This is a genomic window from Thioclava sp. ISO4 (assembly GCF_058105145.1).
Genome location: NZ_CM176571.1, coordinates 2,317,996 through 2,344,848 on the forward strand (window position 1 = coordinate 2,317,996; position 26,853 = coordinate 2,344,848).

At 64.9% G+C, this 26,853-nt stretch carries 26 protein-coding genes; 12 read left to right on the forward strand and 14 right to left on the reverse strand.

Annotated features, from left to right (window positions below; genetic code table 11):
- Window positions 1–4 precede the first annotated feature (4 nt).
- From AC2TZ7_RS11450 to AC2TZ7_RS11485, 8 genes are all read left to right on the forward strand, one after another.
- Entirely contained in the window at window positions 5–439 is a 435-nt protein-coding gene (locus tag AC2TZ7_RS11450; protein WP_489864311.1) for a host attachment protein, read from the forward strand.
- A 106-nt stretch (window positions 440–545) separates the two neighbouring features.
- Window positions 546–920, forward strand: a complete 375-nt coding sequence (locus tag AC2TZ7_RS11455; RefSeq protein ID WP_489864312.1) for a hypothetical protein — start codon at window positions 546–548, stop codon at window positions 918–920.
- 686 nt (window positions 921–1,606) lie between these two features.
- Complete coding sequence (locus AC2TZ7_RS11460; RefSeq protein WP_489864313.1) at window positions 1,607–1,963, forward strand: hypothetical protein; 357 nt, start codon at window positions 1,607–1,609, stop codon at window positions 1,961–1,963.
- A 93-nt stretch (window positions 1,964–2,056) separates the two neighbouring features.
- Window positions 2,057–2,470, forward strand: coding sequence for a hypothetical protein (locus AC2TZ7_RS11465; RefSeq protein WP_489864314.1), 414 nt, complete (start codon window positions 2,057–2,059; stop codon window positions 2,468–2,470).
- Window positions 2,471–2,543: 73 nt separating this feature from the next.
- A complete protein-coding gene (gene csgH / locus AC2TZ7_RS11470) occupies window positions 2,544–2,945 on the forward strand; it encodes a curli-like amyloid fiber formation chaperone CsgH (RefSeq protein ID WP_489864315.1) in 402 nt (133 codons plus the stop codon).
- Window positions 2,946–3,181: 236 nt separating this feature from the next.
- The gene (locus AC2TZ7_RS11475; RefSeq protein ID WP_489864316.1) at window positions 3,182–4,219 is read left to right on the forward strand and encodes a helix-turn-helix transcriptional regulator; all 1,038 of its coding nucleotides are present in this window, start codon (window positions 3,182–3,184) and stop codon (window positions 4,217–4,219) included.
- A gap of 52 nt (window positions 4,220–4,271) precedes the next feature.
- Window positions 4,272–5,552 (forward strand): hypothetical protein, encoded by a 1,281-nt coding sequence (locus AC2TZ7_RS11480; RefSeq protein ID WP_489864317.1) that lies wholly within the window; start codon window positions 4,272–4,274, stop codon window positions 5,550–5,552.
- Window positions 5,553–5,682: 130 nt separating this feature from the next.
- Window positions 5,683–6,378 carry a response regulator transcription factor gene (locus AC2TZ7_RS11485; protein ID WP_176535995.1) on the forward strand — a complete coding sequence of 232 codons (696 nt, stop codon included), beginning with the start codon at window positions 5,683–5,685 and terminating at the stop codon, window positions 6,376–6,378.
- Here the strand turns inward: AC2TZ7_RS11485 and AC2TZ7_RS11490 are convergent.
- From AC2TZ7_RS11490 to AC2TZ7_RS11500, 3 genes are all read right to left on the reverse strand, one after another.
- Window positions 6,371–8,329, reverse strand: coding sequence for an ATP-binding protein (locus AC2TZ7_RS11490; RefSeq protein WP_489864318.1), 1,959 nt, complete (start codon window positions 8,327–8,329; stop codon window positions 6,371–6,373). The two genes, AC2TZ7_RS11485 and AC2TZ7_RS11490, sit on opposite strands and share 8 nt — an antisense overlap.
- A gap of 158 nt (window positions 8,330–8,487) precedes the next feature.
- On the reverse strand, window positions 8,488–8,922 hold the full coding sequence (locus AC2TZ7_RS11495; protein ID WP_489864319.1) for a hypothetical protein: 435 nt from the start codon (window positions 8,920–8,922) through the stop codon (window positions 8,488–8,490).
- Window positions 8,923–9,082: 160 nt separating this feature from the next.
- Entirely contained in the window at window positions 9,083–9,961 is an 879-nt protein-coding gene (locus AC2TZ7_RS11500) for a Crp/Fnr family transcriptional regulator (protein WP_489864320.1), read from the reverse strand.
- A 533-nt stretch (window positions 9,962–10,494) separates the two neighbouring features.
- On the opposite strand from AC2TZ7_RS11500, the gene AC2TZ7_RS11505 reads away from it, so the two are divergent.
- The gene (locus tag AC2TZ7_RS11505; RefSeq protein ID WP_489864321.1) at window positions 10,495–10,911 is read left to right on the forward strand and encodes a c-type cytochrome; all 417 of its coding nucleotides are present in this window, start codon (window positions 10,495–10,497) and stop codon (window positions 10,909–10,911) included.
- Window positions 10,912–10,988: 77 nt separating this feature from the next.
- On the opposite strand, the gene AC2TZ7_RS11510 is transcribed toward AC2TZ7_RS11505, so the two are convergent.
- Window positions 10,989–11,408 (reverse strand): CBS domain-containing protein, encoded by a 420-nt coding sequence (locus AC2TZ7_RS11510; protein WP_489864322.1) that lies wholly within the window; start codon window positions 11,406–11,408, stop codon window positions 10,989–10,991.
- A gap of 547 nt (window positions 11,409–11,955) precedes the next feature.
- Here AC2TZ7_RS11510 and AC2TZ7_RS11515 point away from each other — a divergent pair.
- Window positions 11,956–12,312 carry a hypothetical protein gene (locus AC2TZ7_RS11515; protein ID WP_489864323.1) on the forward strand — a complete coding sequence of 119 codons (357 nt, stop codon included), beginning with the start codon at window positions 11,956–11,958 and terminating at the stop codon, window positions 12,310–12,312.
- Window positions 12,313–12,365: 53 nt separating this feature from the next.
- On the opposite strand, the gene AC2TZ7_RS11520 is transcribed toward AC2TZ7_RS11515, so the two are convergent.
- The 7 genes from AC2TZ7_RS11520 to AC2TZ7_RS11550 all read right to left on the reverse strand — a co-directional run bounded on the left by AC2TZ7_RS11520 (window position 12,366) and on the right by AC2TZ7_RS11550 (window position 19,745).
- The gene (locus tag AC2TZ7_RS11520; protein ID WP_489864324.1) at window positions 12,366–14,327 is read right to left on the reverse strand and encodes an acyltransferase family protein; all 1,962 of its coding nucleotides are present in this window, start codon (window positions 14,325–14,327) and stop codon (window positions 12,366–12,368) included.
- Between the two features lie 226 nt (window positions 14,328–14,553).
- Complete coding sequence (speB, locus tag AC2TZ7_RS11525) at window positions 14,554–15,522, reverse strand: agmatinase (RefSeq protein WP_489864325.1); 969 nt, start codon at window positions 15,520–15,522, stop codon at window positions 14,554–14,556.
- A gap of 13 nt (window positions 15,523–15,535) precedes the next feature.
- Window positions 15,536–16,267 carry an SDR family NAD(P)-dependent oxidoreductase gene (locus tag AC2TZ7_RS11530; protein WP_489864326.1) on the reverse strand — a complete coding sequence of 244 codons (732 nt, stop codon included), beginning with the start codon at window positions 16,265–16,267 and terminating at the stop codon, window positions 15,536–15,538.
- A complete protein-coding gene (locus AC2TZ7_RS11535) occupies window positions 16,264–17,031 on the reverse strand; it encodes an SDR family NAD(P)-dependent oxidoreductase (protein ID WP_489864327.1) in 768 nt (255 codons plus the stop codon). The genes AC2TZ7_RS11530 and AC2TZ7_RS11535 overlap by 4 nt, the downstream gene beginning before the upstream one ends.
- The gene (locus AC2TZ7_RS11540; protein WP_489864328.1) at window positions 17,028–17,822 is read right to left on the reverse strand and encodes an ABC transporter ATP-binding protein; all 795 of its coding nucleotides are present in this window, start codon (window positions 17,820–17,822) and stop codon (window positions 17,028–17,030) included. Before AC2TZ7_RS11540 ends, AC2TZ7_RS11535 begins: the two co-directional genes overlap by 4 nt.
- A gap of 2 nt (window positions 17,823–17,824) precedes the next feature.
- Complete coding sequence (locus tag AC2TZ7_RS11545; protein ID WP_098410854.1) at window positions 17,825–18,625, reverse strand: ABC transporter permease; 801 nt, start codon at window positions 18,623–18,625, stop codon at window positions 17,825–17,827.
- Window positions 18,626–18,683: 58 nt separating this feature from the next.
- Window positions 18,684–19,745, reverse strand: a complete 1,062-nt coding sequence (locus AC2TZ7_RS11550; RefSeq protein ID WP_489864329.1) for an ABC transporter substrate-binding protein — start codon at window positions 19,743–19,745, stop codon at window positions 18,684–18,686.
- A gap of 137 nt (window positions 19,746–19,882) precedes the next feature.
- Between AC2TZ7_RS11550 and AC2TZ7_RS11555 the strand changes: the two genes are divergently transcribed.
- Complete coding sequence (locus tag AC2TZ7_RS11555) at window positions 19,883–20,515, forward strand: TetR/AcrR family transcriptional regulator (protein ID WP_489864330.1); 633 nt, start codon at window positions 19,883–19,885, stop codon at window positions 20,513–20,515.
- 12 nt (window positions 20,516–20,527) lie between these two features.
- A complete protein-coding gene (locus tag AC2TZ7_RS11560) occupies window positions 20,528–21,388 on the forward strand; it encodes a polysaccharide deacetylase family protein (RefSeq protein ID WP_489864331.1) in 861 nt (286 codons plus the stop codon).
- Window positions 21,389–21,499: 111 nt separating this feature from the next.
- Here the strand turns inward: AC2TZ7_RS11560 and AC2TZ7_RS11565 are convergent, their stop codons facing one another.
- The 3 genes from AC2TZ7_RS11565 to AC2TZ7_RS11575 all read right to left on the reverse strand — a co-directional run bounded on the left by AC2TZ7_RS11565 (window position 21,500) and on the right by AC2TZ7_RS11575 (window position 26,853).
- Window positions 21,500–23,719, reverse strand: a complete 2,220-nt coding sequence (locus tag AC2TZ7_RS11565; protein WP_489864332.1) for a choice-of-anchor F family protein — start codon at window positions 23,717–23,719, stop codon at window positions 21,500–21,502.
- Between the two features lie 354 nt (window positions 23,720–24,073).
- Window positions 24,074–25,888, reverse strand: coding sequence for an ABC transporter ATP-binding protein (locus AC2TZ7_RS11570; RefSeq protein WP_489864333.1), 1,815 nt, complete (start codon window positions 25,886–25,888; stop codon window positions 24,074–24,076).
- A 5-nt stretch (window positions 25,889–25,893) separates the two neighbouring features.
- Window positions 25,894–26,853: an acetamidase/formamidase family protein gene (locus tag AC2TZ7_RS11575; protein WP_078523181.1), complete on the reverse strand. Its 960-nt coding sequence runs from the start codon at window positions 26,851–26,853 to the stop codon at window positions 25,894–25,896.

Here is a 26,853-nt window from a genome sequence, read left to right on the forward strand (position 1 = left end):
GCCGATGCCACAGCCGAAGAAAACCGAATGGATCGTTGTGATGAACGCCGCCAGCGCGCATGTGCTGGCGGATGCGGATGCGAGTGCAATGGTCTTCGAGCTGGAAGCGCCGCATCCAACCCCGCGCGACCGGGCCGGGCGGAGTTTTGCGACCGGGTCGCCGGGGCGGCGCGCCGCGATGGCACCGCATGGCGATCCCGATCACGCGCAGGAAATCGCGTTCGCCCGTGATCTGAGCGAACGTCTCGAACGCAGTCTTGGGCAAGGGGAGTTCGACGCGCTCGTCCTCGTTGCGCCGCCGCGCATGCTGGGTGCGATGCGCGAGGCGATGCCCGCGGCGCTGGCGGCGCGGGTGAGCCGGGAAATCCACTCCAATCTCGCGAGCCTCTCGCCGCGCCATTTCCGCGAAAAGCTGCAAGAGGCGCTGAAGGTGACCTGAGCGGTGCAATTTTCGCCTGCAGTGACCGCCGTCAATGCGATCCGCTTCGGGGCTTCGCATTCTGGACCAGTCGAACGGAGTCCAACCTGATCACAGGAGACAATCCATGAGCCATGCATCCAGCACCGTCGGTTCCGAGCATGTCGATACGTCCGCCCTCAAGGAGCGCGAGCGTAAGGCCGCGGAGGCAATCCAGACCGATCTCGAGGAGTTGCGCTACGATGTGAAAGCCTTGGCGCAGGCGGTGCAGCGTTACGGTCGTCTGCGCGCCACCGATCTGGGCGCAGAAGCGTCGCGGCGTGGGCATGATTTCGTGGATGAGACCCGCGACGCGGTTCTGGAAATGCGCCGCTCGCTGAGCGAGGCCGAGCATGAGCTGAGCCGCAATGTGCGCAGCCATCCGGTGCCGTGGGCCGGGGCTATTCTGGGTATGGTCGGGGCAGGGCTCCTCGTCGCTCTGTTGATGGAGCGGCGCAGTTGACGATCGCCATTGGTACGAGTGTGGGGGCAGGCCGCATGAGCGGTTGGGGTCGATAAAAGACGCCGCTCGCAGGGTCTGTCGGGGGGAGCAGCGCGCGTTTCCGCATCGAGCGGGAGCGCGCGTTGCACATTCTCGCACCCCGCGTTTCGTCGCAGCTTGTTACGCGCCCTGCAGCGGTCTCGCCCGAGCCGCCCTGTGCGGTCAGGTTTCCCGATCTCCGAAGTGCAGATCCGACGTGGCTTTCTCCCGGTGGGGTAATGCGTCACCCCGCGGGGAGGCGCTTGCCACCGGATGCCCGCCCACATCTCGGCCTGAGTCCCCCGGATAATGCCGCCCGTCATTGCGCGGGCGCAAGCGCGACCGGCACGCGCCGCGCCCCAAGCGTCGCGCTCCTTTGCCTGCGAGGGGCAGGACATGGCCCGTTCGGGTCACCCGCATGGCCATCCGCGCGCACCGGGCAAGGATTTCGCGTCTGATGCGCCACTTGCGTCGGCGGGCGGGCGATCCCGGGCGGCGCGCGGTCTGGCAGTGCCGTCCGGGCGACTTTCAGACCGAGGGTGATGGCGAATGGGCCAGATTCGGTTGCGTTTGCGGTGCCGATCCCCGCGCAGCTCCGGCGTAGCGTGGTGGCACGATCAGGGCGCGGATCCTGATCGGTCAACTTCTTTAGCCTGGAGACCATCACCATGAAACATCTGCTTCTCGCCACCGCTGTCGTTCTCTCCGGCGCCGGGGCCGCCCTCGCAGGCGGCAACGTCTCGGTCACCGACCAGATGGGCTGGTTCAACGGGTCGAGCACGACGCAGCTTGGCCACAATAACGCGGCCATCACCGTGCAGCGCGATCTGGCCAATTCCAGCATCACCGTTCAGCGCGGGAGTGCCAACTTCTCGGGCACCGGCCAGACCGGCGCCTTCAACTCGTCGATCACCGACCAGTTGGGCCACGGGAACTATTCGACCACCCTTCAGGGCCATGTCGGCAACTCGTCGTCCACGATCCAGACCGGCGTCGGCAACGTGTCGGGCACCATTCAGAACTGACTTCCAATGGATGATCGGGCGGGTCGCGACCCGCCCGATCCACGACCCGAATACGGCTGCTGCGCAGTCGCGATAGCAACAAGGAGAAGGGATATGAGTATCGCAACACAGATGAGACCCGCAGCGGCGCGCCCCGCGATCCTCGCGTTCGGGGTGTTGGCCGCTCTCGCATTGGGCATGTTCACTCAGGAAGCCGCGGCGCAGAGCCGTCCTTTCTATGATCCGAGCAGCGCACCCATTGCATCTATCGCCCCGCAGCCTTCACGCGGCAATGTGGCCGTCACGCAGCAGCAGGGCAGCTATAACGACGCCTCCACCACGCAGAGCGGCCAGAACAATGTCGCGGGAACGGTTCAAGCGGGTTCTGGTTTCAGCAGCTCGATCTCGCAGATCGGTAACAACCAGACCGAGACCCATTTCCAGGGCGAGACCCGGCTGGGCGTGACCCGAAGCGGGAGCCGTACCGGCGGAAACGGCTCGATCGGTATTCAATTCGAGCTGAAATGAAACCGATAGCCGTCCGTGCAGCCCCGCCCGTCGTACCGCGTGCGGGGCAGGGAGACGAGAAAGGAGGCACGCCATGCCTCGGAAGCTGCAACTCCTCGATTATCTGTGCGGCGGCGCATTGCTTGTCGTCGCCGGGGGCACGCCCGTCGGCATGGCGCTCGCAATGACCGCGCAAAACGCGAAAGGCGCAGCCTCTCTTAGCTGCGAGATCGCAGAGCGCACGGTCGACCCGCAGCTGGAACTGACCGCGCGGGTGCAATCGGCGCGCGCGATGCGCGGACGCTACTCCTTCACCGTGATCTCGAGCGGCGCGGGCGGAACCTCCAGCACCACACAGGGCGGCGCTTTCACCACCCGCGCGAACGCGGCGCAGATCCTGTCCAAGGTTTATGTCTCCGCCGGCGCGGGTGCGGTCGTCTCGGCCCGGCTGGAGGTCGAAGGCGAGGGCGGCTTGACCTGTCACGCGACAAAGTGATCGCCCGGACTGCGTGAATCCTCCATTGCGCGCGCCGTTCATTGTCGGCGCGCATAGGCAGCCTTGACGGCTGTCATTGTCCACATCGCCCCTAGGCAGAGGATTTCCGGCATTGGGAAATCAAGGGGTGTGCCATGTCTTGGAACACGCATGCTGAGAACGGGGCTGCGGTCGAACAAATTTTCACATCTGCTATCGAAGGGGATCTATTTCGGTCTGTGCTCGCGGTCGTTTCGATGAATTTTCCCGAAGCGACGGCGATGATCGTCGGTCTGGAAGCCGCGCCGGGGGCGGGGAATTTCATGCTGCTCGACGTGCCGGATCCCGAATTGCGACGGGCTTTCGCCGAGGAAATGCGCGCCCCCGAAGGTTGGGCGCACCGGCTGCGCGAGCAGGAGATCGGCCGGGTTTATGACGATGGCGATCTGGGGGCGGATGCGGTGTCTGGCGGGCCGTTGGGTCAGGTGCTACGCCGGACGCGCCCGCCCAGGACCTGTCTCGCCGGGGTGCTGTTCGATCGCGGCGAGCGTCACCTCATGGGGATCGAACTGCGCTATCCGCGCCATCTGGAGGCGGAGCTGCACCGACCGTTGAAGGAGTTTCTGACCCGGCTCGCGCGGCAGCTCGATGTGGCGACGCGGATCATGGAGCTGCGCCGGCGGCTCGATGCGGCGGAACGGCTCAGCGGCAACCTTCTGGAGATTCTGCCCTTCTCGGTGGTGCTGTGCAACGAGCGGCGCAACGTCTCGCGGATGAACGGGCGGGCGCGGGCGATCCTGCGCAACGGGCGCGCCTTGCAGGTTTCGCCCGACGGGACGCTGCGGCTCTCCGATCCCGTGGCAGAGGACGAATTCGCGACGCTCCTCCAGTCGTTGCAAGGCAGCCTGCGCCAGCGCGTCGCGATCATGACCGTGCCGCGAACCTGCGGCGAGACGCGTGAAATCCTCACCGTCATCCGGCTGGCCGCGGGCGAGGCGATCGGTCTGCCGGGCGGCGGGCCGAGTTTCGCGGTGATCTACGAAGACCTCGATATGCCGCTCGAACTGGATCAGGATCTGCTCTGGCGGCTCTTTGGCATGAACGCGAAGGAGGCCGATCTGGCCCTGGCGCTGCTGGCAGGGGAGTCGATCGGCGAGCTGGCCTCGCGCCGGCGGATGTCGAAGGAAACCCTGCGCAATCAGCTCGCGGCGGTGATGCGCAAGACCGAGACGTCGCGCCAACAGGAGCTGGTCGCCCTTCTCGGCCGCCTTGCCACGCTCAATGCGACGGCGTGACCCCATAGGTCGCGCTTTCTGCTGTGCGCTTGGCGGGCTGGTCGCGCTTACTATGCTGGCGCCGCAGGCACAGGCTCAGCCGCCTGTGGCGTGGCAAGGCTGGTCGCTCGCGCGGCAGCCGCGCGGGCCGTTCCTGCCGGGGCTTGGGACGCCGATCAGAGGAGAGGACGGGCGCGGTCTGGACTTCGGGTTGCTCGGGCCCGTGCGTCCGCTTGGGCTGTTGCCGCAGGCGGGCTGGATACCGGATTTCTCGGCGCGACCTCAGCTTGGTCTGAATTTCGGTCGCGGCTCCGGTTTCGGGCAGGCGCAGGCTGTCTCGGGGCTGCCCAAGTCCGGCCCGCTCGTGATGACCGGGCCGCGTGCGGGGCGCGGCGATATCTCGGTCGACCTCAGCCCGGCGCTCGGCGCGGGAGGCGCGCTTTCGGGCGCGCATGCGGCCGCCTCCTTGACCATCCCGGACGGGCAGGGCGGCACCCTCCATATCGCGCAACAGTCCTTCTCGCCCGCTGTCACCGGCAATCGCATCGAGACCTATGCGTTCTCGCCCGCTGCAGGCGGGGGCGGTCTCGCGGAGCTTAGCCTCGACGGGGCGACGGGCACGGCATCGGCCTTGGCGGCGGTGTTCGATCCGGGCGGGTTTTCCGTCATTGGCCTCGGTGCGCCGGACAGCGCGCGGGTGGAGCAGCGGGTCAGCACCCACAGCCGCGTGCGCGAGCTGGGCGGGGTGATCGCGAGCCCCTTGGGGCGTAGCCACGACTGGAGCTGGGGCCCAAGGCTCGGTCTCGGGGACCTCTCGCGCCACACGAGCGAAACCTACACGACCACGGCGTCCCTGACGGCGAGCAGGGCGCTTCCGGCCATCGAGACCACCCGCCGCACGCGCCTGCACGCGCGCAGCGAGAGCCTCACCTTGGGGCTGGGCGGGCGGCGGCTGCTGTCAAAGGACCTGTCCTTCGGCCTCTATCTCGACCTCGGCGCGAAGGCGGTGTCGGCAAGCGGGCGCAGTGAGGAGGTACTCTCGATCCCGGGGCTCGCCTCGGCCAGCAGCGCGCCCGAGCGGTCACGGTTTTCCGCTTTGGAACCGATCCTGCGCGCGGGCATGGTGTTCGAGGAGCGCCTCGGCCAAAACAGCTTCTTCGCGCTCTCTCTGGGAGTGCAGGAAACGGGGCAAACCGCTCTCGTCTCGCGCCTGTCAGGACAGGCGGCGCTCGGCTCTGCATCGGCATCCGGCGCCACGCTTTCGAGCACGGGCGAGACCGTCCGGCATGACGAAATCCGATGGCGGCACGGGTTTGAGGGGACGATCTCGGTCAATTTCGTCCATCTTTTCTAGTTTGATCGCCGTCAAAGACAGAGCGGACAGAGAAATTGGATCATGACATACTTCGGGACAGCGCTTTGTGACGTCGGCAGCGTCACCGCACGGCGCCCCGATAGGTGCGGAGGGGCAAGGAGGTCGCGCCTTGGAACAGCAGACAATTCTCGTCGTCGAGGATCATGAGGACGTGCGCGAGGCGCTGCGGGACTGCCTTGAGGCGGAAGGCTGGGCGGTGCGCGAGGCGCAGGACGCGGCTGGCATGATGCAGCAGATTGAGGCGGGCGGCATCGACCTCGTGACCCTCGATCTGGGGCTGGGGGCCGATGACGGGCTGGCGCTGGCGCGCGTCATGCGACGGCGCAGCAATATCCCCGTCATCTTCATCACCGGGCATGGCCAGCCGCTCGACCGCGTGCGCGGTCTGGAGGCGGGGGCGGATGACTATATCGTCAAACCCTTTGACACCCGCGAGGTGGCGATCCGCGTGCGCCGGGTGCTCGATGGCTACCGGGCGCGGAATGTCCCGCTCGACCGCCTGCGCATCGATCACAGCAGCATCGACCTGCGCCAGGGCGTGATCGAGCATCGCGACGGTCGCCGCGAGGATCTGACCGGAACAGAGGCGAAGCTGCTCGAACTGTTCCTCAGCCGCCCGGCGCAGGTGCTCTCGCGCGATGATATCAACCGGGCGCTGCACGGGCGCGACTGGTCGCCCTATGACCGCACCATCGACACCCATATCGCCCGGCTACGGCGCAAGATCGAACCGTCGGATGATGCCAATCGGATGATCCGATCCGTGCGCGGCGTGGGCTATGTCTTCACCGGGCAGATCACATAGGCGGGGCGTCGGGCTTGAGCGCGCGCGCGACCGCCGCGCTCAGCGTCGCAAGCGAATAGGGTTTCATCAGCAGTTCCACCTCACGCTCGGCCTCGGGCCGCTGGGCGAAATGTTCCGACGCGTGGCCCGATGTCAGAAGCACCGGTAATGCGGGATCGCGGGCGCGGGCCTGATCGACGAGGTCGAACCCCGAACTGGAGCCGGGCAGCACCACGTCGGAAAACAGCAAATCGACCGGCTCGCCCGCTTCGATCTGTTCCAGCGCCTCACTCGCGTTCCCCGCCTCGATCACCGCGTAGCCGAGCGCCTCCAACCGGTCGAGCACCGCCTCGCGCACGAAGGGATCATCCTCGACCACCAGCACGAGCTGCCCATCGCCCATCCGCAGCGCGGCGCGGTGGTCGGCAGGCGCGGGCGCAGGCTCTCCCTCGGTCTCGGGCAGATAGAGCGTGATCGTCGTACCCTGTCCCGGCGCGGTGTCGATATGTAAGAACCCGCCCGCGCGCGCCACCGAACTCTCGACGCTGGTCAGTCCGAGCCCACTCCCGACCCGCGCATCCTTCGTCGTGAAGAACGGGTCCAAAGCCTGCTTGCGCACGTCCGGGGTCATGCCTTGCCCGGTATCGCTCACGCGCACCGTCAGGAAGCGGCCCGGACGCGCCCCGTCGATCTCGGTGGCCTGATGCGCGTCGAGCTGCGCACGACCGGTCGCAATGGTGACGGTGCCGGGGGTCGCCATCGCGTCGCGCGCATTGATGACGAGATTGAGCAACGCCCCGTCCAATTCGCCGCGATCCATGAAAATCTGGCCTTCTCCCGCCCCCGGCAGAAGCCGCAGATGCACCTGTTCGCCCAAGACCCGCTCCAGCAGCGTCCATGTCTCGGCAAGCTGGGCATCGAGGTCGAAGCACACCGGTTTGGGCGTCCGCGCGCCAGCCAGCGCCAGAAGTCGCTGGTTGAACCCCGCGCCGATCCGCGTCGCGTCGATGGCGCGTTTCAGATGGTCGCGCGCGACCTCGGCCATCTCGGCGCGCGAGGCCAGTTCCAGATTGGACAGGATGACCGTCAGCAGGTTGTTGAAATCATGCGCGATCAGACCCGCCATCCGGCCCACGGTCTCCAGTCGCTGCGCCCGCACCAGAGCCGCCGCAATCTGCGCGCGCTCGGTGCGGTCGAGGAGCGCGCCGAGCGCGCCCTGTGGACGGGGCGGCTCGTAGGTCTCGTCGAACCGGATATCGCCGCGCAACTCGATCACTTTGGGCTCGCTACTGTCGGCGAGCTTGAACTCGATCGAGAACTTCCGGCTGCCCGCGGGATCGATTGCCGCGCGATGCACCTCCTTGAGCCGCGCGCGATCCTCCGGGGCGGCGAGGGCGATCCATTTCTCGTAGCTGTCGGGCACGTCATCGGTGCCCAGAAGCTGCCGGGCGGACTCGGTCGAAAAGAACGTGTCGCGGTCGAAATCCATCTCGAAGAGCGCGATCCCGGCGGCATCCATCGCCTCGACGACCCGCTCCGCACGCAGTTCGGCAGGTTGCGGCAAGTCTTTCTCGGCGCTGATATCCTCGATGATCAGGATGACCCCCGCGACGCGGCCCTCATGGCGGATCGGCGCGGTGAGCCAGCGGTTCCAGATCACGCGCCCGTCGGGGAGCGTGGTTTGACTCTCGTCGCATTGCACGGTCTCACCGGTAAGCGCCTTGTCGCGGGCGGCGGGGAAGCCCGCTGGCAACCACGGCAGCAGGTCACAGTCACCCGGCTTATTGGCGCTGGAGATGTCGACGCCGAAACTCTCCTGAAAGGTCGCGGAGGCCATGACCAAGCGCGCCGCAGTGTCGAACACCGCGACCGGGATCGGCATCACGCCAATCATGTCCTCCAGACCGTCGGCGAGCGCTGCGCGGCAGGCATGCGTCTTCGGTCCGGTCTCTTCGCGTTCGGAATTCACCACTGGCGCCACCTCATTTCGCGCTTGGCACCACGCCCCCATCAATCAGGAAATCATACTCGGTTTCGTGTCCGGCAGTGGAGGAAAAAACGAAAAATCGCACAAAACTATATATGCCGGGCCAACCATTGGCGGCAGATCCGGCCTTTCGTCGCGGTCGCTCAGACCGGCGTCGCGTGGCGTTTCTCGCCGAAACCCCCGCCTTGCATCGCGGTCATGAAGAAGTCCTGCGCCTGTTTCTGGCTGTCGAACACCGCCGCCGTCAGCTCTTCGGCATATTGCCCCCAGAGGCGGCGATAGAGCGCGGAATAATCGTCGATCGCACCGGAGAAGAACTCCGACCAGGCGGAGGCGATCGCGGCGGGATCGCCGGGATTGGAGAGATTGGCGAGCAGGGCCCGGTCGCAGGTGATCCGATCGGCGGTGAAGCGCAGCCATTCCTGATTGTGTTGCAACACCCGATCCGCCGCCTGTGTGTGAAGTGCAACGAACGGGCCGAGCATCGCCGGGTCCGGCCCGTCCGAAGGAAGCAGGCGTTTCACCAATTCGGCATAGCCCGCGCTGGTGCGCGCGGTCGCGTCTGTCTTGCTGGGCATCTGGGCCTCCCATGAGTTGCGATGATATCGTCCCGACCTTTGTCGCGCGCGGGGCCGGATGCATTGATGGAGGTCAATGCGCGCGGTTTCATGCCGCTCCGATCGGCGGCGATCACGGGGTGTTCAGGCTTCGTGTTGCCTTGTGCCCGAAACGCGCGTCTCAAGTCCGGCCTGATGCGGCGCGCGTTGTGGTGGCGGGCGTTTGCTCGTCGGTTTGCCAGCGCGACGTGCGCGTGCCGGAAGCTTTCGCGCCCCCGGACCACCCGTCGCGCTCGGACAGGCGCGGTGCGGGATCGGGCTGGGCGAGGGCCGCACCGATCCGCTCGTTCTGGTATTTCGCAAGCCGCCGCAGCCGACCGAGATCCCTGACCTCGAGATGATCGGGCGCAATCAGGCGGATCGCGCCGCGCTCTTCGATCTGGTGCAGCGCGCGGCACAGGGTCTCCACCGTCATGTCCAACAGCGAGGCGAGATCGCGCCGGGTCAGTACGATGCGGATTTGCGGCGTGCTGTCCTCGGGCGCACCGGGGAGCTGTTCGATCAGCCAAAGCGCGAGCCGCTGCACGGTGCTGCGCCCGCGCATCTTCACGACGCTCAACTGCAGCTCCTCGAACTGACGGTTCAGCGCCGACAGGCAGCCCCGGAAAATCTGCGGATGCGTTTGCAGGAAGCCGTGCCATGTCGAGCGTGGCATCCAGCAGATCGCGGTGTCGGTGGCGGCCTCGCTCGAGAACCCGTTCACCTCGCGGTCGGGGTCGCCGATCAGATGGCCCGCGCGCAGGATCTGCAGCACGTATTCGTCGCCGCCCTCGGTCAGCACGACGACCTTGACCAGCCCCGAGGAGACGATCCCGACCCGCTCCGCCACCTCGCCCTGAGCCGCAATCTCGGCCCCTTGGTGATAGCTTTCGCGATAGCTTTGATGGGCGAAATCAAGGAGCGCCCCGCCGCCGAAAGCGCTGCAAAGTCCGGTCTGGCGCGCAACGCAATCCTCGCATTTCGCGTCATATTCCAGCCGAAAACCCTGTGAATTGAACATGTTCCCCCCCTTCAGTTCCCCGAGCTCTGGCAACGTTCGGGGAACGGTCGCATAGCGTGACTGAAGGAAGCTTGCCGTCTCGGAGCGCGTCTGTCAGGCGGCAAATTGTAGAGAAATGTGACCTTTGACAGGTGAAACGGGGGCGCGCCCGGCGATTTCGCGGGTGTTTTTTGCGGTCACAGGCCGTTTGGCGCAGTGCCGTCAAACCCCTGAAACGGGGTGGATATGGCCCCGCCGACCACACCTTGAGGACAGGCGCGCGGTGGCCGACGGGTATCGCGAAACGCTCTTCGACCACGGTCGAGTGGGTGAGGTCACCCGAACGTCCGCGAATGCCCAAATGATACGCCCGAACCGCCCCCGTGCCATTATCGGGCGTCAATCGCGGCAAAGATCGCGCGCGCGGGCGGTGGCTCCGGGACCCGCCGGAACACCCTGCGCCGCCCGCTTTCGGCCGCGGTGGCATTGACCGCCGACAATGCCGCCGGGGCGCGCCGCGGGAAAGCTGGGTCATGGACATCGGAGGACACCAAATGACACAGTATCGACCTTTCCTGCTCGCGCTTTTCCTGATCGGTGCGGCGGGGCCGCTCGCGGCGCAGGACGCCATGACATCCGACGAGATGGGCGCGCAGCTTTACGCGGACAATTGCGCCGCCTGTCACGGCATGAGCGGGCAGGGCGATGGCCCGCTCGCGGATGCGTTCATTCAGGACATTCCTTCGCTCACCGGGTTGGCGGCGGCCAATGACGGGGAGTTCCCGTTGCTGAACGTGATCCAGATCCTCGACGGGCGGACGGAAGTGCGCGGGCATGGCGGGCCGATGCCGGTCTTCGGTGCGCTTTTCCGCAACGAGCTGGAGCCGATGGTTGGGCGGTTCGGAACCGAGGCGCTGATCCGCGGGCGGATGCTGGCCATCGCGGAGCATGTCGGGACCTTGCAGCAATGACGGACCCGCGCCGCCTGGCCCGAGCGGGTCGGGCGGCGCGAAGACGCGAAGACCAGACGCGTCGAAGGTGGCGCAGCTCACCGGTGGTGATTGGCGACGGCGCGCGTCATCTCTCCCACGAGTTCGAGCGAGGTTCCGTGGGCCACGTCCCCGAGGCTGAGCATCCCGACCAACCGTTTTTCGTCGTCGAGAACCGGCAGGCGGCGGATCTTGCGCTGATCCATCAGGTGCACCGCATCCTCCACCGTCTCATCGGTGCGGCAATAGACGATCCCCGGAGTCATCACCTCCTCGGCGCGGGTCTTGGCCGGGTCGAGCCCTTGCGCCACCACCCGCAGCGCGAGGTCGCGATCGGTGATCATCCCGATGAGCTTGTCATCCTTGCCGATCGGGACCGCGCCGATATCGTCCTTGCTCATCTGGTCCGCGATCTCCTTCACAGGGGTATCGGCATCGACCCATGCGGCTGGCTTGTGCATCGCGTCACTGATCTTCATGGCATCCTCCCGAGTGTAGACATCGTCTCAGTCTGCCCGATCCGCGCAGGTGCGCATTGACCGCAATCAGCCTTTGCCAGCCTTTGGACGCCCGCGCGATTGTCGCCGGTCAATGCGGCGCGGGAAAATTCAGTCAGGTTGGTGAGATCGATGGGAGGAGTCGAAACGGTGAGCGCCATATGGATGTGCTGCGCGCTGCTGCCCGATGGTCGGCCCGCCGTGACACGGAGAGCTCCATCGATCGAAGGGTCATCGTTGCTGTGCGAATTGCGATGTGAAAACGCGGAATTCGCATTTCGGGCGATGGCCCTTCGCCATTTTCCGAGCATCTGCGTGGCGGGTCCGGCCCGCTCGGATCACATGCAGTCTCGCAAGTTTGACCACGCTCTCGTGCCGACCGCCGCCTTGTCAGGATTGGCGAATGCCTGCTCAGATCGCGCGCCCGAGAGGCTTTGTGCGCGTCTCATTGACGGAGATCAATGGCGCGGCGGGCCGAATGCGGTTTAGCTGTTCGGACGTCATAGCCACGCATCGAAGGAGTGTGCGGATGTTTCGTTGGATCACCCCCAAAAACAATCCTGACCTTCTCCCGCTGCCGCGAAAGGCAGAGGATGACGGCCTCGCGCCGGAGACCGTTCCCTGGCCACTGTCGAGCGCGCAGGCCCAGCCTTGCACCACGGCGGTCCCCCGGGGCGCACGCGCTCCGACGACGGGTCCGGATCGTGCGCTGGAGGTTTCGGCGCTGCTCGATCTCGGCCTCTCGACGCGGGAAATCGCGCGCTATCTCGGCCTCGCCCTGCAGGAGGTGATGCGGCTGAAAAGCGTGGAGCTCGATCTCGGTGCGAGCCTCGTCAACAACATGACCCCGGTCTATCGCCTCGATGCGATCCGCCACGTGGGCTGAGACGATCGGGGGGCGCGGGCTGCCCTTCAAGGCGGTCCCGCGCACATCACAGCCTATTTCGCGAAGATCGGATCGAGGAAGCGCGCGTGTTGCGCCACCCAATCCGGGTTGAAATGGTTGTTGTCCTTGTAGACGGTCGTCAAATCCGGTTCGCGGACGCGGCAGTGGTCGTCGGAGCAGAAGGCAAATGCTGGATCGATCACAACCGCTTGGGACTTTGCCAAGACGTTTTTCATCTCTTCCGTCAGCGCCTTGTCTTTCGCGGGGATCGGTTGCTCGCGTAGCAAGGCGTGCGCATCCGACACCGGCCCCCATCCAAGACGCATCTCCGGCGCGATATTGGTGAAATCCTGCAGGCGCGGGTTGTCGAGAAGAACGAATACGCTCTTTCCGGCGGCGCTGAGTTCGCGGACAGATTCAGCGAGGCGTGACAAAGCGGCGCGGCGCCCCGGTGCTTCGACGAGCGGGACGCGCGCGTCGGCGCGCTCGACATAGAAGGCCGGGCTTCCGGCGTAGAAATTCCACGCGCCGCCAATGACCACGGTGTGATAGCGCGGCAGACTCGCGAGCCGCCAAGCATTGACCGTGTTGTTACGACACGGAGCCCGGTTGGGGGCTTCGGTCTTGATTTCGGGGATCGGGGCGCAGCCGCTCCCGATCGCAAGCGTCGCGCCGATTGGCTTTTCGCCCGCGGAGACGAGCTTCTCGATCCGCGTCGCATATTGCGCGACATGCGAGTCGCCGATGAACAGAACCTCCTGCGCGCTTGCGGGGCCAAGTCGATAGATGCCGGTCTCGTTCGGTTTGGGCGCGTCGATCTTGCTCAGCAGAAAGGACCATTCGGTCTTGTCGGGCATCGGCAGGTCGATCCGGAACCGTGGGGGCAGTTGTATGAGCGCGGCGAGCAACACAAACCCCGCCAAGCCGCCCATTGCGAGGCCCAGCGCCCGCGTTTTATCCCGGTCACGCCCTTTGCGCCGGATCGGCAATTCCACGAAGCGGAAGGTGGCCCAGGCCGCGATCAGCGACAGCACGATCGCGACCAGACCCATCTTGAAATAGACATGGCGGAAGGTGATGTGCATGTAGCTCAGAAACACCCAGTGCCAGAGATAGAGCGGATAGCTGATCACCCCGATCCAGACCGGAATTCTGAGCGAGAGCAGGTATTTGTTGACCATCCCTTCGCTACCGGCAGAGATCAGTAAGGCTGCGCCCAGCACCGGGAACAGCGCCCACCATCCGGGGAACGGGCTGCCGTCTTCCATGAAGATGAAGGCCACCGCGATCAGTCCCGCCCCGATCAGCGATTGCAGATGAGTGTGACGTGCGGTGAGGGCGGCGTGATGACGCTTGAGATAGGCGAGACCCGCGCCGATCAGCAGCTCCCAGCCGCGCGCGAAGGGCGAGTAATAGGCGGCGGTCGGATCGCGGTAGGTTTCGAACAGACCATAGGCGAAAGAGGCGAGCGTCAGCCCTGCCAGAACGAGCGGCAGGCTCCCACGCCCGCGCCAGATGAAAGCGAGCAGTAGCGGCCAGACAATGTAGAATTGCTCTTCGACCGCGAGGCTCCAGAAATGCAGCGTCGGCTTGAAGGCGGAGGAGATGTCGAAATAGCTCGCCTCGCTCCAGAGCAGCAGGTTTTCCGAGAAGAAGATCGACGCGAGGATGTGTTTCAGGAGCGAGGCGAACTCGCTCTTCAATTGAAGATACCAGCCGATCGCGAAGATCGCGGCAAGCACCACGATCAGCGCCGGGAAAATCCGCAGGATGAGCCTTTGGTAGAAACGCGCGATCGAATAGCGGCCCTCGGCGAGATCGCGCATCAGGAACGTCGAAATCAGATAGCCGGAAATGACGAAGAAGATATCGACCCCGATGAAGCCCGCAGGCCAGAGTTCCGGGAAGGCATGCGTGATCACGACTGAGGTGACTGCGACCGCGCGCAATCCGTCGATATCCGGACGATATTTATCGCTGTGCAGCGACCTCGCTACCCCGAAGCGTGGCCCCATATATCTGCCCCCGGTGCTGCGCCGGACATGCTCCGACAGACCCCAAGGTCAGGGTTTGGAGTTGATAACGCTGGGTCAATGGGGATGCTGCGGTGCAGCAAGAAAAGGTGAGGAAATCCGGACACCATTTCCCAGGCGGGCTGGCTCGCGCTGATTTCTTCGGCAGCGCGGAATAGAAATTACGCGCTGCCGAAGGTTTGTTTATTGGGGATTTGAACGAAGTCCGTCACCCGCGCGTCATGCGCACCGCCATCTGGCACAGGATCTCGAACATCACCGAGACGCCGAGGAAAGCGGTCGCGCCGGACGGGTCGAAGGGCGGGGAGACCTCGACCAGATCGGCGCCGACGATTTCCACCCCGTCGAGCAGGCGGATCACCTGCAGCGCCTGATAGGAATTCGGGCCACCCACTTCGGGCGTGCCGGTGCCGGGGGCGAAGGCCGGGTCGATGAAGTCGATATCGTAGGAGAGATAGGTGGGCTTGGTGCCGACGATCTCGCGCGCCTCGGCCATCACATCCTCGACGCCGCGGGCATGGAATTCCTCGATCGGGATCACGCGCACGCCGACGCTATCGGCGAAATCGCGGTCCTCGCTGTCATAGGTCGAGCCGCGAATGCCGATCTGCACCACGCGTTTCGGGTCCAGGAGGCCTTCTTCGATGGCGCGACGGAATGGGGTGCCATGGGTGTACATGTTGCCGCCGAAATAGCTGTGGAACAGGTCGGTATGGCTGTCGAAATGCACCATGCCGAGCGGCTCGGGCGTGCCCAGCGCGCGCAGGATCGGCAGCGAATTGAGGTGGTCGCCGCCCGCCGTGATCGGGCGGATGCCATGGGCGCGGACGGTCTCGAAGAACCGGGTGATCCGGTCCATCGCATCCTGAATGTCGGCGGGGTTCGGGGCGACATCGCCGAGATCGGCGCAGTTGACCATCTCGAAGGGGCGCACGCCGGTCGCGCCGTTCTGCGCCCGGATCATCGTCGAGAGATCGCGCAGCTGGCGCGGCCCGTGGCGCGGGCCGGGACGGTTGGTGGTGCCGGAATCCCAGGGGCTGCCGATGAACCCGACCTGCACATCCTTCAGGCGCGGGTCGTCGAGTTCGACATGCGGCAGGCGCATGAAGGTCGGCACGCCCGCGAAGCGCGGCAGATCGAAGCCGGAAACCGGGTGGAAAAGGGGATCGCTGGACATGGGGTCGCTCCTGTCAGGTCATGACGCTGCCACCGTTCACGCCGAAGCATTGACCGGTGATGAAATTGCTCTGCGGGCCCGCGAGATAGCAGGCCATCGCGGCGATATCCTCGGGCTGGCCGAACCGGGCGAGCGGCGTCGCCATATCGATTGCCAGCTGTTCGGGGCTCATCGAGGCGGGGCTCGTCATATCGGTCTCGATCGAGCCCGGCGCGATGGCGTTGACGAGGATCTTCGGCGCCAGCTCGCGCGCCAGCGTCCGGGTGAGCGCGATGATCGCGCCTTTCGAGGCGGTATAGGCGGACATTTCCTCGCGCCCGAGATAGCCAAGATCGCTCGCGATATTGATGATGCGGCCTTCCTCGGTGCGGCGCACGAAGGCGCGCGACGCGAGGAACGTGCCGCGCAGGTTCACCGCGATCACGCGGTCGAATTCGTCGATCTTCGTCTCGGCAATCGGGCCTTCGCGCAGGATGCCCGCGTTGTTCACGAGGATGTCGAGCCGCCCGAACCGGGACATGACGGCGTCGAACATCCCCTCGACCTGCGCCTCGTCGGAAACATCGGCGGGTAGGGATTCCGCCTCGGTCAGCTTTTGAAGCTCGGCCAGCGTGTCGTGCGCCTGCGCGTCGTTGGGATGGCAGAAGGCGACTTTCGCGCCCTGTTCGGCGAGCGCCAGCGCGATGGCGCGCCCGATCCCGCGCGAGCCGCCGGTGACCAGTGCGACTTTCCCCTGAAGGCTCATGACATTACCTCGCCGCGGTCGACGTTGAGCGCCTGACCGGTGATATTTGCGCCTGCCTCGGACGCGAGGAACATATACGGGTCGGCCATATCGGCCGGCACCATCAGCCCGTCGATCGCTTGCGCGGCCATGATCTCGGCCTCGACCTCGGCCTCGCTGCGGCCGCTGGACTCCGCCAGTTCCCGCAGCGAATTGGCCGCCGGTCCGGTTTTCACCCAGCCCGGGCAGATCGCGTTGACGCGGATGCCGCGGGGGCCCAGTTCCTGCGCCCATGTCCGGGTCAGGCCCAGAAGCGCGTGTTTGCTGGCAACATAGGCCGAGAAGCCCGGCACGGCGGTGCGTGCCCAGATCGAGGCCGTGTTCAGGATGCGCCCGCCTTCGGGGATGCGCGAGATCAGCGCGTCGGTCACGTTCTGCGTGCCGGTGATGTTGATCGCCACGATCCGCTCGAAGGTCGTATTGCCCAACGGGTTCGCACCGTTGAGCGGGGTGGGACGTTCGAGGCCTGCATTGTTCACCAGCACATCGACGCGTTCGATCTCGGCCAGCGCTTCGGTCACCATCGCGGCGTCTGCGATGTCGCAGCGGATCGCGCGGACCTTGCCGGGCAGGCTTTCGGCAGCCTCATAGATAGTCTCGGTCTCGGACAGGATGATCAGATCGGCGCCGGCGCGCGCGAAACCTTCGGCAATGCCGTAGCCGATCCCGCTCGAAGCGCCGGTGACCAGAACGGTCTTGCCGGTGAAGTCGAATGTCACGCTCATTCCTTGCCGCGTCCTTCCTCTCGCATCAGCCGCATCAGATGGGCCTCCAGATCGGAATAGCCGTCGAGTTTCACGGCCCTTTCCTTGTCGGCGATGCGTGCGCCTTGCTTGAACTCCGGCACGATCACCTCTTTCACGCGACCCGGATGGCTCGACAGGAAAACGATCTTGTCGGCGAGGAAGATCGCCTCCTCCAGATCGTGGGTGACGATCACCATCGTCGTGTTGGTCTTCTCGGCGACGTCGATCATCAGCTCCTGCATCAGCCAGCGGGTCTCGGCATCGAGCGCGCCGAAGGGCTCGTCCATCAGCAGCACTTCCGGGTCGTTGGCCAGCGTGCGCGCGATCGCCACGCGCTGGCGCATCCCGCCCGAGAGCTGCGACGGGTAGGCCTCGGCGAATTTCCCGAGCCCCACGAGATTGATGAAGCGTTCCGCGCTTTCGCGGCGCTCGGCGGCCGGGACGCCGTTGATCTGCATCCCGAACTCGACATTCTTGCGCACCGTCAGCCAGTCGAAGGAGGTATAGGCCTGAAAGACCATGCCCCGGTCGCGGCCCGGCCCCTCGACGCGGCGGCCGCCGATGACGATCTCGCCGCCGCTCGGGGTCTCGAGCCCTGCGATCATGCGCAGGATCGTCGATTTCCCGCAGCCCGACGGGCCGAGCAGGACACAGATGGAGTTGCGTTCGACGGTGAAGCCCGCGCCTTCGACGGCGACCAGCTTGCGCCCGCCCGAGAGCTCGAACTCCTTCGAGATTTCGCGGATTTCCAATGCGGTTTCGGCACTCATGGTCACGCCTTTCTCAGATAGGGGAAGGCCCAGCGGTGCAGGGCGGAGAAAGTGAGGTCGAAGAGCAGCCCCAGCACCCCGATCACGACGATCCCCGACAGGATCTCATCGGTGTTCAGGAAGCGCCGCGCGCGCATCATCATCGCGCCGATACCGGTGGTGGAGGCCACGATCTCGGCGATCACCAGATAGGTCCAGGTCATCGCTAGCATCTGGCGCATCGCGGTGACGATATCGGGCAGCACGGCGGGGAAGATCACCCGGGCCACGACCTTGTGGCGCGGCGCGCCCAGCGTCAGGGCGGTCTCGACCAGTTCCTCGCGCACATTCTTGGTGTGATCCATGATCAGGGTGATCAGGAAGAAGATCACGCCGAGGAACAGCAGAGCCAGTTTCGGCGCCTCGCCGGTCCCGAACCACATCAGCAGGATCGGGATGAAGGACGGCGCGGGGAGGTAGCGCCAGGCCGAGACGAAGGGGGCGAAGAAGGCCTCGATCGCGGGGAAGGAGCCCATCATCACGCCCAGCGGCACCGCCACGGCGCTGGCCAGCGCGAAGGCGATCAGCACGCGGCTGATGGAGATCAGGACGTCTCCGCCAAAGGCACGGCTGAAGAACAGATCGAACGTGGTCGCGAAGACCTGCTGCGGGGCAGGGACGAGAAGCGGGTTCACCAAGCCGCTGGCCGAGGCGACGATCCAGATGCCGAAGAACAGCACCCAGATGGCGAGCGCGGAAAGCAGCTTCTGACGGCGGCTCACGGGCTTGCGCAGCTGGAGAAAGGGGGTGGGTCGGGCGCTCAAGGTAGATGCTCCGGCTTGGGGAAAGGGAAGCGCCGGGGATCGGCGCTTCCCGAAGGGTTTAGTGAGCGCTCAGGCTCTGGCGGTAACCGGCTTCGACCAGATCGCCCATAAGCGAGCAGTCGATGCCTTTCGACGCGTCGATCTTGTTTTCCATCAGACCGAGCTTGATCCACCAGTCATTGGTCATCGCGATCGAGTCGACCATCGAACCGTTGGCCATGCCGAGCGGGCCTTCGCCGTCGAGCACGCCGCACAGGCGGGCGGATTCGTCGAAGTCCATCATGTAGATGCCGCCCTCGAAGGACTTGCCGTTGGTCCCGATGACGTAGCCGATATCTTCCTCGGGCCACTGCAGGAACGACGCGAGCAACTTGTTGGTCTCCTCGGTGTTCTGGTTCCAGTAGGCCAGCCCTTCCCAACGCGCCTTCAGCACGGCCAGAGCCGCCTCGCGGTCATTGGCGATGAAGTTCTTGTTCATGTAGAGCGCGTCCATGAAGATCCCGGTCTTCAGCATCTCCGGATCGGCGGTGTTCACGATGGAGCGCGCGCCGGGCTTGGCTTCGAGGACCTTGGAGATCCACGGCTCGTACATGTAGGCAGCCGAGAGATCGCCCGACATCATCGGACCGACGGCTTCATCGGCATTGAGGTTCACCCACTCGACCTGATCGGGGGTGATGCCTTCGGAATCGAGCCAGATCCCCATCAGCAGCTGACCGATATAGGCCTGCGGGGCCGAGACCTTCTTGCCGGGCAGGTCGGCGGGCTCGGTGTCGGGCGCGAGAATGACGTGATCGACCCCGTAGGAGGGGTTGAGCTGGGCCACGTTCACCACATCGGTGCCGCGATCCACGACCAGAGGCGTGTAATCGGCGGTGCAGCCATAGACGTCGAGCTGACCCGCGGCGAGGGCGGCATGACCGCCCAGCGGATCTTCGAAGATCGTGATGTTCAGGTCGTAATCGGGGATCAGGTTCTTTTCCTTGGCGACTTCGAGCATGGCATAGCCCGGCCAGGAGACGCAGACCCCGACGTTGACGGTTTCAGCGGCGGCAGCGGAGAGGCTGCCCGCGGAGAGGGCGACCGCGGAGGCGGCGGCGAGTTTGAGTACGGAGCGCATATGCGGACCTCGCTGTTGGTATGAATTCTTGATCTTGTGCAAAAACTTTATTCGATAAAAACTTTTATGCAATAAAAATTTGTCTTGACCAAAAACGACCCATCGCCGAAAACTGTTCGCAACCCTAGGAGGACTCAGTGAGCAACCTGCGCGCCCAACAAAAACAAGACCGTCGCAACCGCATCGTCACATCGGCCAAAGAGCTTTTTCGCGAGAAGGGCTATGACAAGACGACGATCGAGGCGATCGCGGTGGCTGCCGGCGTCTCGGGCGTGACGGTCCATAACTACTACGGAACCAAGGCCGGGGTGCTGCTCGCGCTGGTGATCGAAAGCGACAAACAGCTGCTGGAGCGGCTCGATTCGACGTTGCCCGGGCCAGAGTCCGAGCTCGTCGAGCTGACGGTGGCCTTCGCGCACGAGATCATGGTTCACGCGATGCAGACGCTGGAGAAAGACATCTGGCGTCAGGTCATCGCGGCGGTGACGATCGAGGCGGGAACGCAGCTCTCCAAGGCCTATTTCAAGCTCGACGAACAGCTCGCCTCGGTGCTGGTGCGCCGGATCGAGGCGATGCAGCGGGACGGGCGGCTCAGCGCCGATCTGAACCCGCTTCACCTGGGCCGGGCGCTGTTCCAGCTGCAAAACGCCCGTTTCATCCAGTTCATTTCCACCGACGCCGCGCGCCGGGACGAGATCGAGACCTGGCTGCGCAACGATCTCGTGGCGCTGTTCTCGGTGATGCTCCCGGTGCCCGCCGATCCTTCCTGAGCGGAGAGTGACATGTTTCTCAACCCGATCACCTGGCCCGAGGGCAAGCGCAGCGCCGCCTGCGTGACCTTCGATATCGACGCGGATTCGCTGATCCGCACGGCGCGGCCCGAGGACGCCGAGCTGCGTCTGCAGCCGATCTCGATGGGCCGCTACGGTCCGACGGTCGCCGTGCCGCGCATCCTCGAGACCTATCGCCGTCTGGGGCTGACCCAGACCTTCTTCATGCCCGCCTGGGTGATGCAGAATTACCCCGAGACGGTCGAGACGATCCTGAAAGCGGGGCACGAGATTGGGCATCATTCGTGGATGCACGAAGACCCGATGGAGCATTCCGACGACCGCGAGGCGGAGCTGTTCGAACGCGCGCTCGATGTCCATGTCACGATGACCGGGCGCAAGCCGCGCGGCTATCGCGCCCCGGTCTATTCCTTCACGCCTGCGATGCTCAACCGTTTGATCGAGCACGGCTTTCTCTATGACAGCTCGATGATGGCCGACGAGTTGCCCTATCTGGTCGAGACGCCGAAAGGCAGCCTGATCGAGGTCCCGCCGCATTGGGGCACTGACGACTGGCCGCCCTTCGCGCATTTCGGCGAGATCGACTACCTGATGCCGATCCGCGCGCCCTCCGATGGCATCCGCGCCTTCGCCGAGGAATTCGACGCGATGCACGAGGCGGGCGGGTTCTGGATGCCGGTGCTGCACCCGTTCCTGACGGGCCGTCTGGCGCGCTGGCGCGAGATGGAGCGTCTGCTGGAGCGTGCCGTGGAAGCGGGCGACGTCTGGTTCGCGCCGATGGAAGAGATCGCCAGCCATGCGAAATCCGGGGCGTCGACGCTGCGCCGGGAACGGATCGGGATGGAGGGGTAACGCCCGCTCGGTGCGGGATACCCGTTATCGACCTGCGAATATAAATGCACCGCGGCGCCGAAAAGCGCCGCGGTGTCTTTGTTTAGGCTATGAGCGCTCAGAGATTCGCGCTCAGAACTTCGCGTTGAAGGAAACCTGCAGCGCGTGGCTCTCATAATTGTTCGAGAAGGTCCCCGAGATCCCGGCATGCAGGCTGGAGGAGAATTTCCCGGTCTGGCCGAGCGGCACATCGATCCCGAGGTCCGCAGTCACCCAGTTCATGTTGAAGCCGTCGACCGGGGTTGCGCTGGAAGGCAGCCCGACGAAGGCGGTCTGAACGAGCTGATCGTCACCGCTGACCTTGTTGTACTTGATCGCGCCGGACAGGGTCGGGGCCTGTGCGCTCGAAGACAGCGCATATTGGCCACGCATCCCGGCGGAGGCGACGATCACGGTCCCGGATTGATCCCCGACGGACAGGTTCCACGCGCCCGCGCCGGTCTCGTCGAAGCCGTCCACCGAGAGGTGATACAGTTCGAACGAACCGGTCGGACCGTAGCGGAAGCGGTCTTGTCCGAACATGTACTCGGCATCGACCGCGCCGAAGACCTGATGGCCATCCGTGCTCGCCCGTGCGGTCGATCCCATGACATTGCGGCTCATGTCGTAGGAAAGATCCTGATAGCCGATCATGAACTGCGCCGCGCCGCCATTGCCGAAGGCCGTCCGCGCGAAGCCACCGACGAAGCCGCCGGAGCCATCGACGCTGCCACGGTTTTGATCGGCGTCGGACGTGCCGTCCGAGTAGCCGCCGAAGACGCCCACCGAGACTTGATTGTCGACGAATTTCTCGCCGCCGACCATCATGTAATGCGAGTTGACGTCATAGCCGATCGCATTGGTGGTGCGGTCGTAATTGGCTTTCTGCGCACCCGCCGAGACGAAGGCATAGGTGTCGTCGCCGATCTTCCACGAGGTCGGCCCGCCCATCGTCGAAAGCGTGACCGATCCGTTCTGCTTCTGCGCAACCGGACGACCGATCCCATTCGTGATGTTCTGACCGAACTCGAAGCCGACAGCGCTGAAGGCGGGCAGGAAGCTGTAGCCCGTCGTCTCGAGCATGTCGTTGCGCGCGACCGGATCCGTGATCGCCATGATGTCGCTGATCGCGGTCTGATAGGTCGCCGCGTTCCCGATATCGAGATAGGGGATGTTGGCGGCCGCATCGAGGCGCCCGGCGGTTGCGAACTGGTAGGAGGTTGCGGTCTGCTCGACGATCGGCGCGAAGATCGGCGCGATGCGCATCGTGACGTTGTTGCCCGCAACATCGCCGAGATCGATGATGTAGTTCAGGTTCAGGTTGCGAAGATCCTCGACCACGTCCTGCGTATAGAGGCCATTGGCCTGCATCGCCGCGACGATATCGGCAGGCACGGCGCCGCCGCCGGTATAGCCGAGATCCGCGACCGTCACGCCCAGCGAGTCGGCCATCGCCTGCAGCTTGTCATCCAGATAGGTCGAGCTGTCGACGCCCAGATTGCCATACTGCCACTGGCCGGCGCTCAGGTTGTACCACGCGATGAGCTGGGCCTCGTCCGAGGCGACAGGCGTGCCGGTCGCGTCCCAGAAGAAGGCTTTCGGCAGCATGCTGTTGTCGATCAGCGACTCGCCGAAATAGGTGGCCAGAACGCTGTTCGACAGGTTCGTCGCGTCGAGCGTGTTGTCGGTGTTCGCAATGGTCATCTCGGCGGAGGTGCTGTCGAAGAAGCCGATGCCCGCCTCTTCCTGACCGCCATCCCCGAAGAGCCCGTCGGGCAGGTTGAATTTCGAGTTGTAATCCTGATCGAACAGCGCTGCGGTCGCGGGTTCGGCCGTATCGAAGGGGGTGAAGCTGTCACCCGAGCCAGTGCCGAGCTGGACCTTGAAGGCCAGAATGCGGGCGCCGGTGAGGTTCGAGGTTTTGCCGTAGGTGTAGTATTCGGTGGTGCCGCTGCTCGATTGCGTCGAGAGCATGATATCCATCGGCGTCGGGCCGGTCAGCTGCGTCTTCACCCGTTTGCCCGAGCCGGGAGGGGCCGTGCAGGTGAAGTCCGGCGTGTTCGACATCAGGCAGTTGGTGATGTCCTTCGGATTGTTCGTGTTGGGAAAGTCGGCGTTGATATCGCCCGTCACGGCCTTGAGCCCGGGAGGCAGGACACCTTCCGTCGGATCGGAGAAGATAAGCCCGTCGCCGGTCACGCTGATGACGGGCGCGTCATCAAATGTGCCCGACCAGGCCGGATTCCCGAGGCACAGCAGCAAAGCCGCCGGCGCTACGGTTCTTTTCAAATTGGTGAGCAGAGTATGTGTCATTTTTTGTCCCATTCCCAAGGCGATCGCCACGATAAATTTCGCACGCGAAACAAGCGACTCTTCACTCGATCGTACTGACGAAATGTCCGTGCGTTTGCCTCGGCGCGTTTCTGAAGTTCCCTCGCACGGACTTCAGCTCCCGCGCTAAACGTCTGCCCGGATGCTTTCTTTGATTTGCATCAATGAGTTGGTGGGGTGTTTGGGGTGTTGCGGAAAAGCTACGGAGTAGATGTCGCTTTTGCTCTCTCGCGGATGCGCGTCCTCGCGCGCGAGCGGTGGGTTTCGGGGGCGAAACCGGCCCTGAAAGCACAGGGCGGCGCGGAGAATTCCGCCCGCCCTGTGCGCGACTTCGGGTTATTCAGCCGCCGTCTCGGTCGGCATCGCGGGAAGGTCGCTATCCGCCACGAGATGCCCGTCTCCGAGATTGCGCAGCATCAGGCGCTGCGGTCCCGTGCCCAGCTTGTAGACCGGGCTCGGAACCTCGCCGGACAGGCGCGGGGTGGGCTCGCGCACCTTGTCGGGGTCGGGAACCGGCACGGCAGCCATCAGGCGCTTGGTGTAGGGATGCTGCGGCGCGCCGAAAATCTGCGCGCGGGTGCCCATCTCCACGATTTGGCCCATATACATCACCGCGATCCGGTCCGAGATATTCTCGACCACCGCCATGTCATGGCTGATGAACAGATAGGCGATGCCGAATTCGCGCTTGAGCGCTTCGAGCAGGTCCAGCACCCGCGCCTGCACCGACACATCCAGCGCCGAGACGCTTTCATCCGCGACGATCAGCTTGGGTTGCAGCGCCAGCGCACGGGCGATGCAGATCCGCTGACGCTGACCGCCCGAAAACTCATGCGGATAACGGTCGAGCTGATCGCGGGTGAGGCCCACCCGCTCGAACAGGCCCGCGACCTTCTCGCGCTGCTCCTCGGGCGTGCCGATTTCGTGGATCACCAGCGGCTCGGCCACCAGATCGCCCACGCGCATCCGCGGATCGAGCGCGGCCATCGGGTCCTGAAACACGATCTGCACATCGCGGCGCATCTCTTTCATCTTCGCGCCGCTCAGCCCGCCCATCGTGTGGCCCGCGACCTCGATGCGGCCCTGATGCGGCACGAGGCCGGTCAGCGCCTTCGCGATGGTGGATTTGCCGCAGCCGCTTTCACCCACCAGCGAGAAGGTCTCGCCCTCCATGATGTCGAAGCTGACGCCCTCGACCGCGTGGACGCGATGGGTGACCTGCGACAGGATCCCGCCGCGAATGTCGAAATGAACCTTCACGTCGCGCAGCCGCGCCACGGGTTTCGCATCCGGGGACGCGCCCGCAGCACCGCTGCCATCGCCCATACGCGGCACCGCGGCCAGAAGGTCCTGCGTATAGGCCTCGCGCGGGGCGGTGAAAATCTGCGAGACAGCGCCCGTCTCGACCGCCTGACCCTGTTTCATGACGATGACGCGCTCGGCCATCTCGGCCACGACGCCCATGTCATGGGTGATCAGGATGATCGCCGTGCCCATCTCGCTTTGCAGATCGCGGAGCAGGTCGAGCACCTCGCGCTGCACCGTCACATCGAGCGCGGTGGTCGGCTCGTCCGCGATCAACACGTCGGGGCGCAGCGCCAGCGCCATTGCGATCATCACACGCTGCCGCATACCGCCGGATAGCTCGTGCGGATATTGGGTCATCCGGCGTTCGGGTTCGGAGATGCGCACGCGGCGCAGCGCCTCGAGCGCGCGGGCGTGGGCCTCGCGTTTCGAGACCGGCTCATGCGCGCGGATAGCCTCGGAGAGTTGCAGGCCGATCGTCAGCACCGGGTTGAGCGACGTCATCGGCTCCTGAAAGATCATCGCGATCCGGTTGCCGCGAATGGCGCGCATCCGGCTTTCGGGCAGGCGGGTGAGGTCTTCGTCATGGAAGCGGATCGCGCCGGAGCTGACCCGCAGGGCAGGGGGCGGCAACAGCCCCATGATCGCCAGAGAGGTGAGCGACTTGCCCGAGCCGCTCTCGCCCGCGATGGCGATGGTCTCGCCGCGCGCGAGCGTGAAGCTCAGATCGCTGACCAGCGCCCGCTCGTGCCCCTCGGAGCGCACCGAGATCGTGAGACCCTCGACGGACAGCACCGGCTGGGCGGGCTCCGGGGCCGTGACGGCCCCGGCTTGCGTTTGTTGCATTTCGATCATTCGAACACGTTTCTCGGGAAATAGAAGCTGACGACCCAGTTGGGCATATCGACGATCTCGGAAATGCGCAGATCGCCACAGGTCGAGACGAGCATATAGGCGTCGACCGCCGACATGCCGCGCTGTGCGCACAGAAGGTCGATCATGCCCGAGACCGCATCGCGCGCGCCCGACATCAGGTCGGGGCCGATGCCCGTCGTGACCTCGTAGCCCGCCGTATCGAGATGGCGCGTGACCGGCCCCGGCGTGGTGAAGCGCGGGAATTTCAGCGTCTCGTTCTTGATCAGATCGAAGCTGAGCACGCAGTTCATCGGGCTCTCGATCGCGGTGCCGCAGACCTCGCCATCGCCTTGGGCGGCATGGGTGTCGCCTACGGAGAACAGCGCGCCATCGACCTCGACCGGCAGATAGAGCGTGGTGCCCGCCGCCAGATCGCGAATGTCGAGATTTCCGCCCACGCGGCGCGGGGGCACGATGGAATGCAGGCCTTTTTCGGCCGGGGCGACGCCGATGGTGCCGCAAAACGGCTTGAGGCCGACCTTGCCCTCGCTGCCCCAAAGCGCCTTGTCGGGCGAGGCCGCGTCGTATTTCCAGATCGTCAGTGCCGGATCTTCGAACTGATCCGCCAGCAGGCCGAAGCCCGGGATATTCGCGGTCCAGCCCCATGCGGAGCCTTCCTGCTCGCGCGGGGTGAAGCTGTCGATGGTGACCTTCAGCACGTCACCGGGTTTCGCCCCTTCGACATAGATCGGGCCGGAGACCGGATTGATCTTGCCGAAATCGAGCGTCTTGACGTCTTCCACCGTCGAGGACGGCCCGAGCTGTCCGGCCGAGCTGTCGTGGCAGTGGAATTCGATGGTCGATCCCGGGGCCACCGTCTCGGCCGGGACAAACGAGTTGTCCCAGCCGAAATGGTGCTGTGCGCCATGGATCGTATAGTCACAGGCTTTGCACAT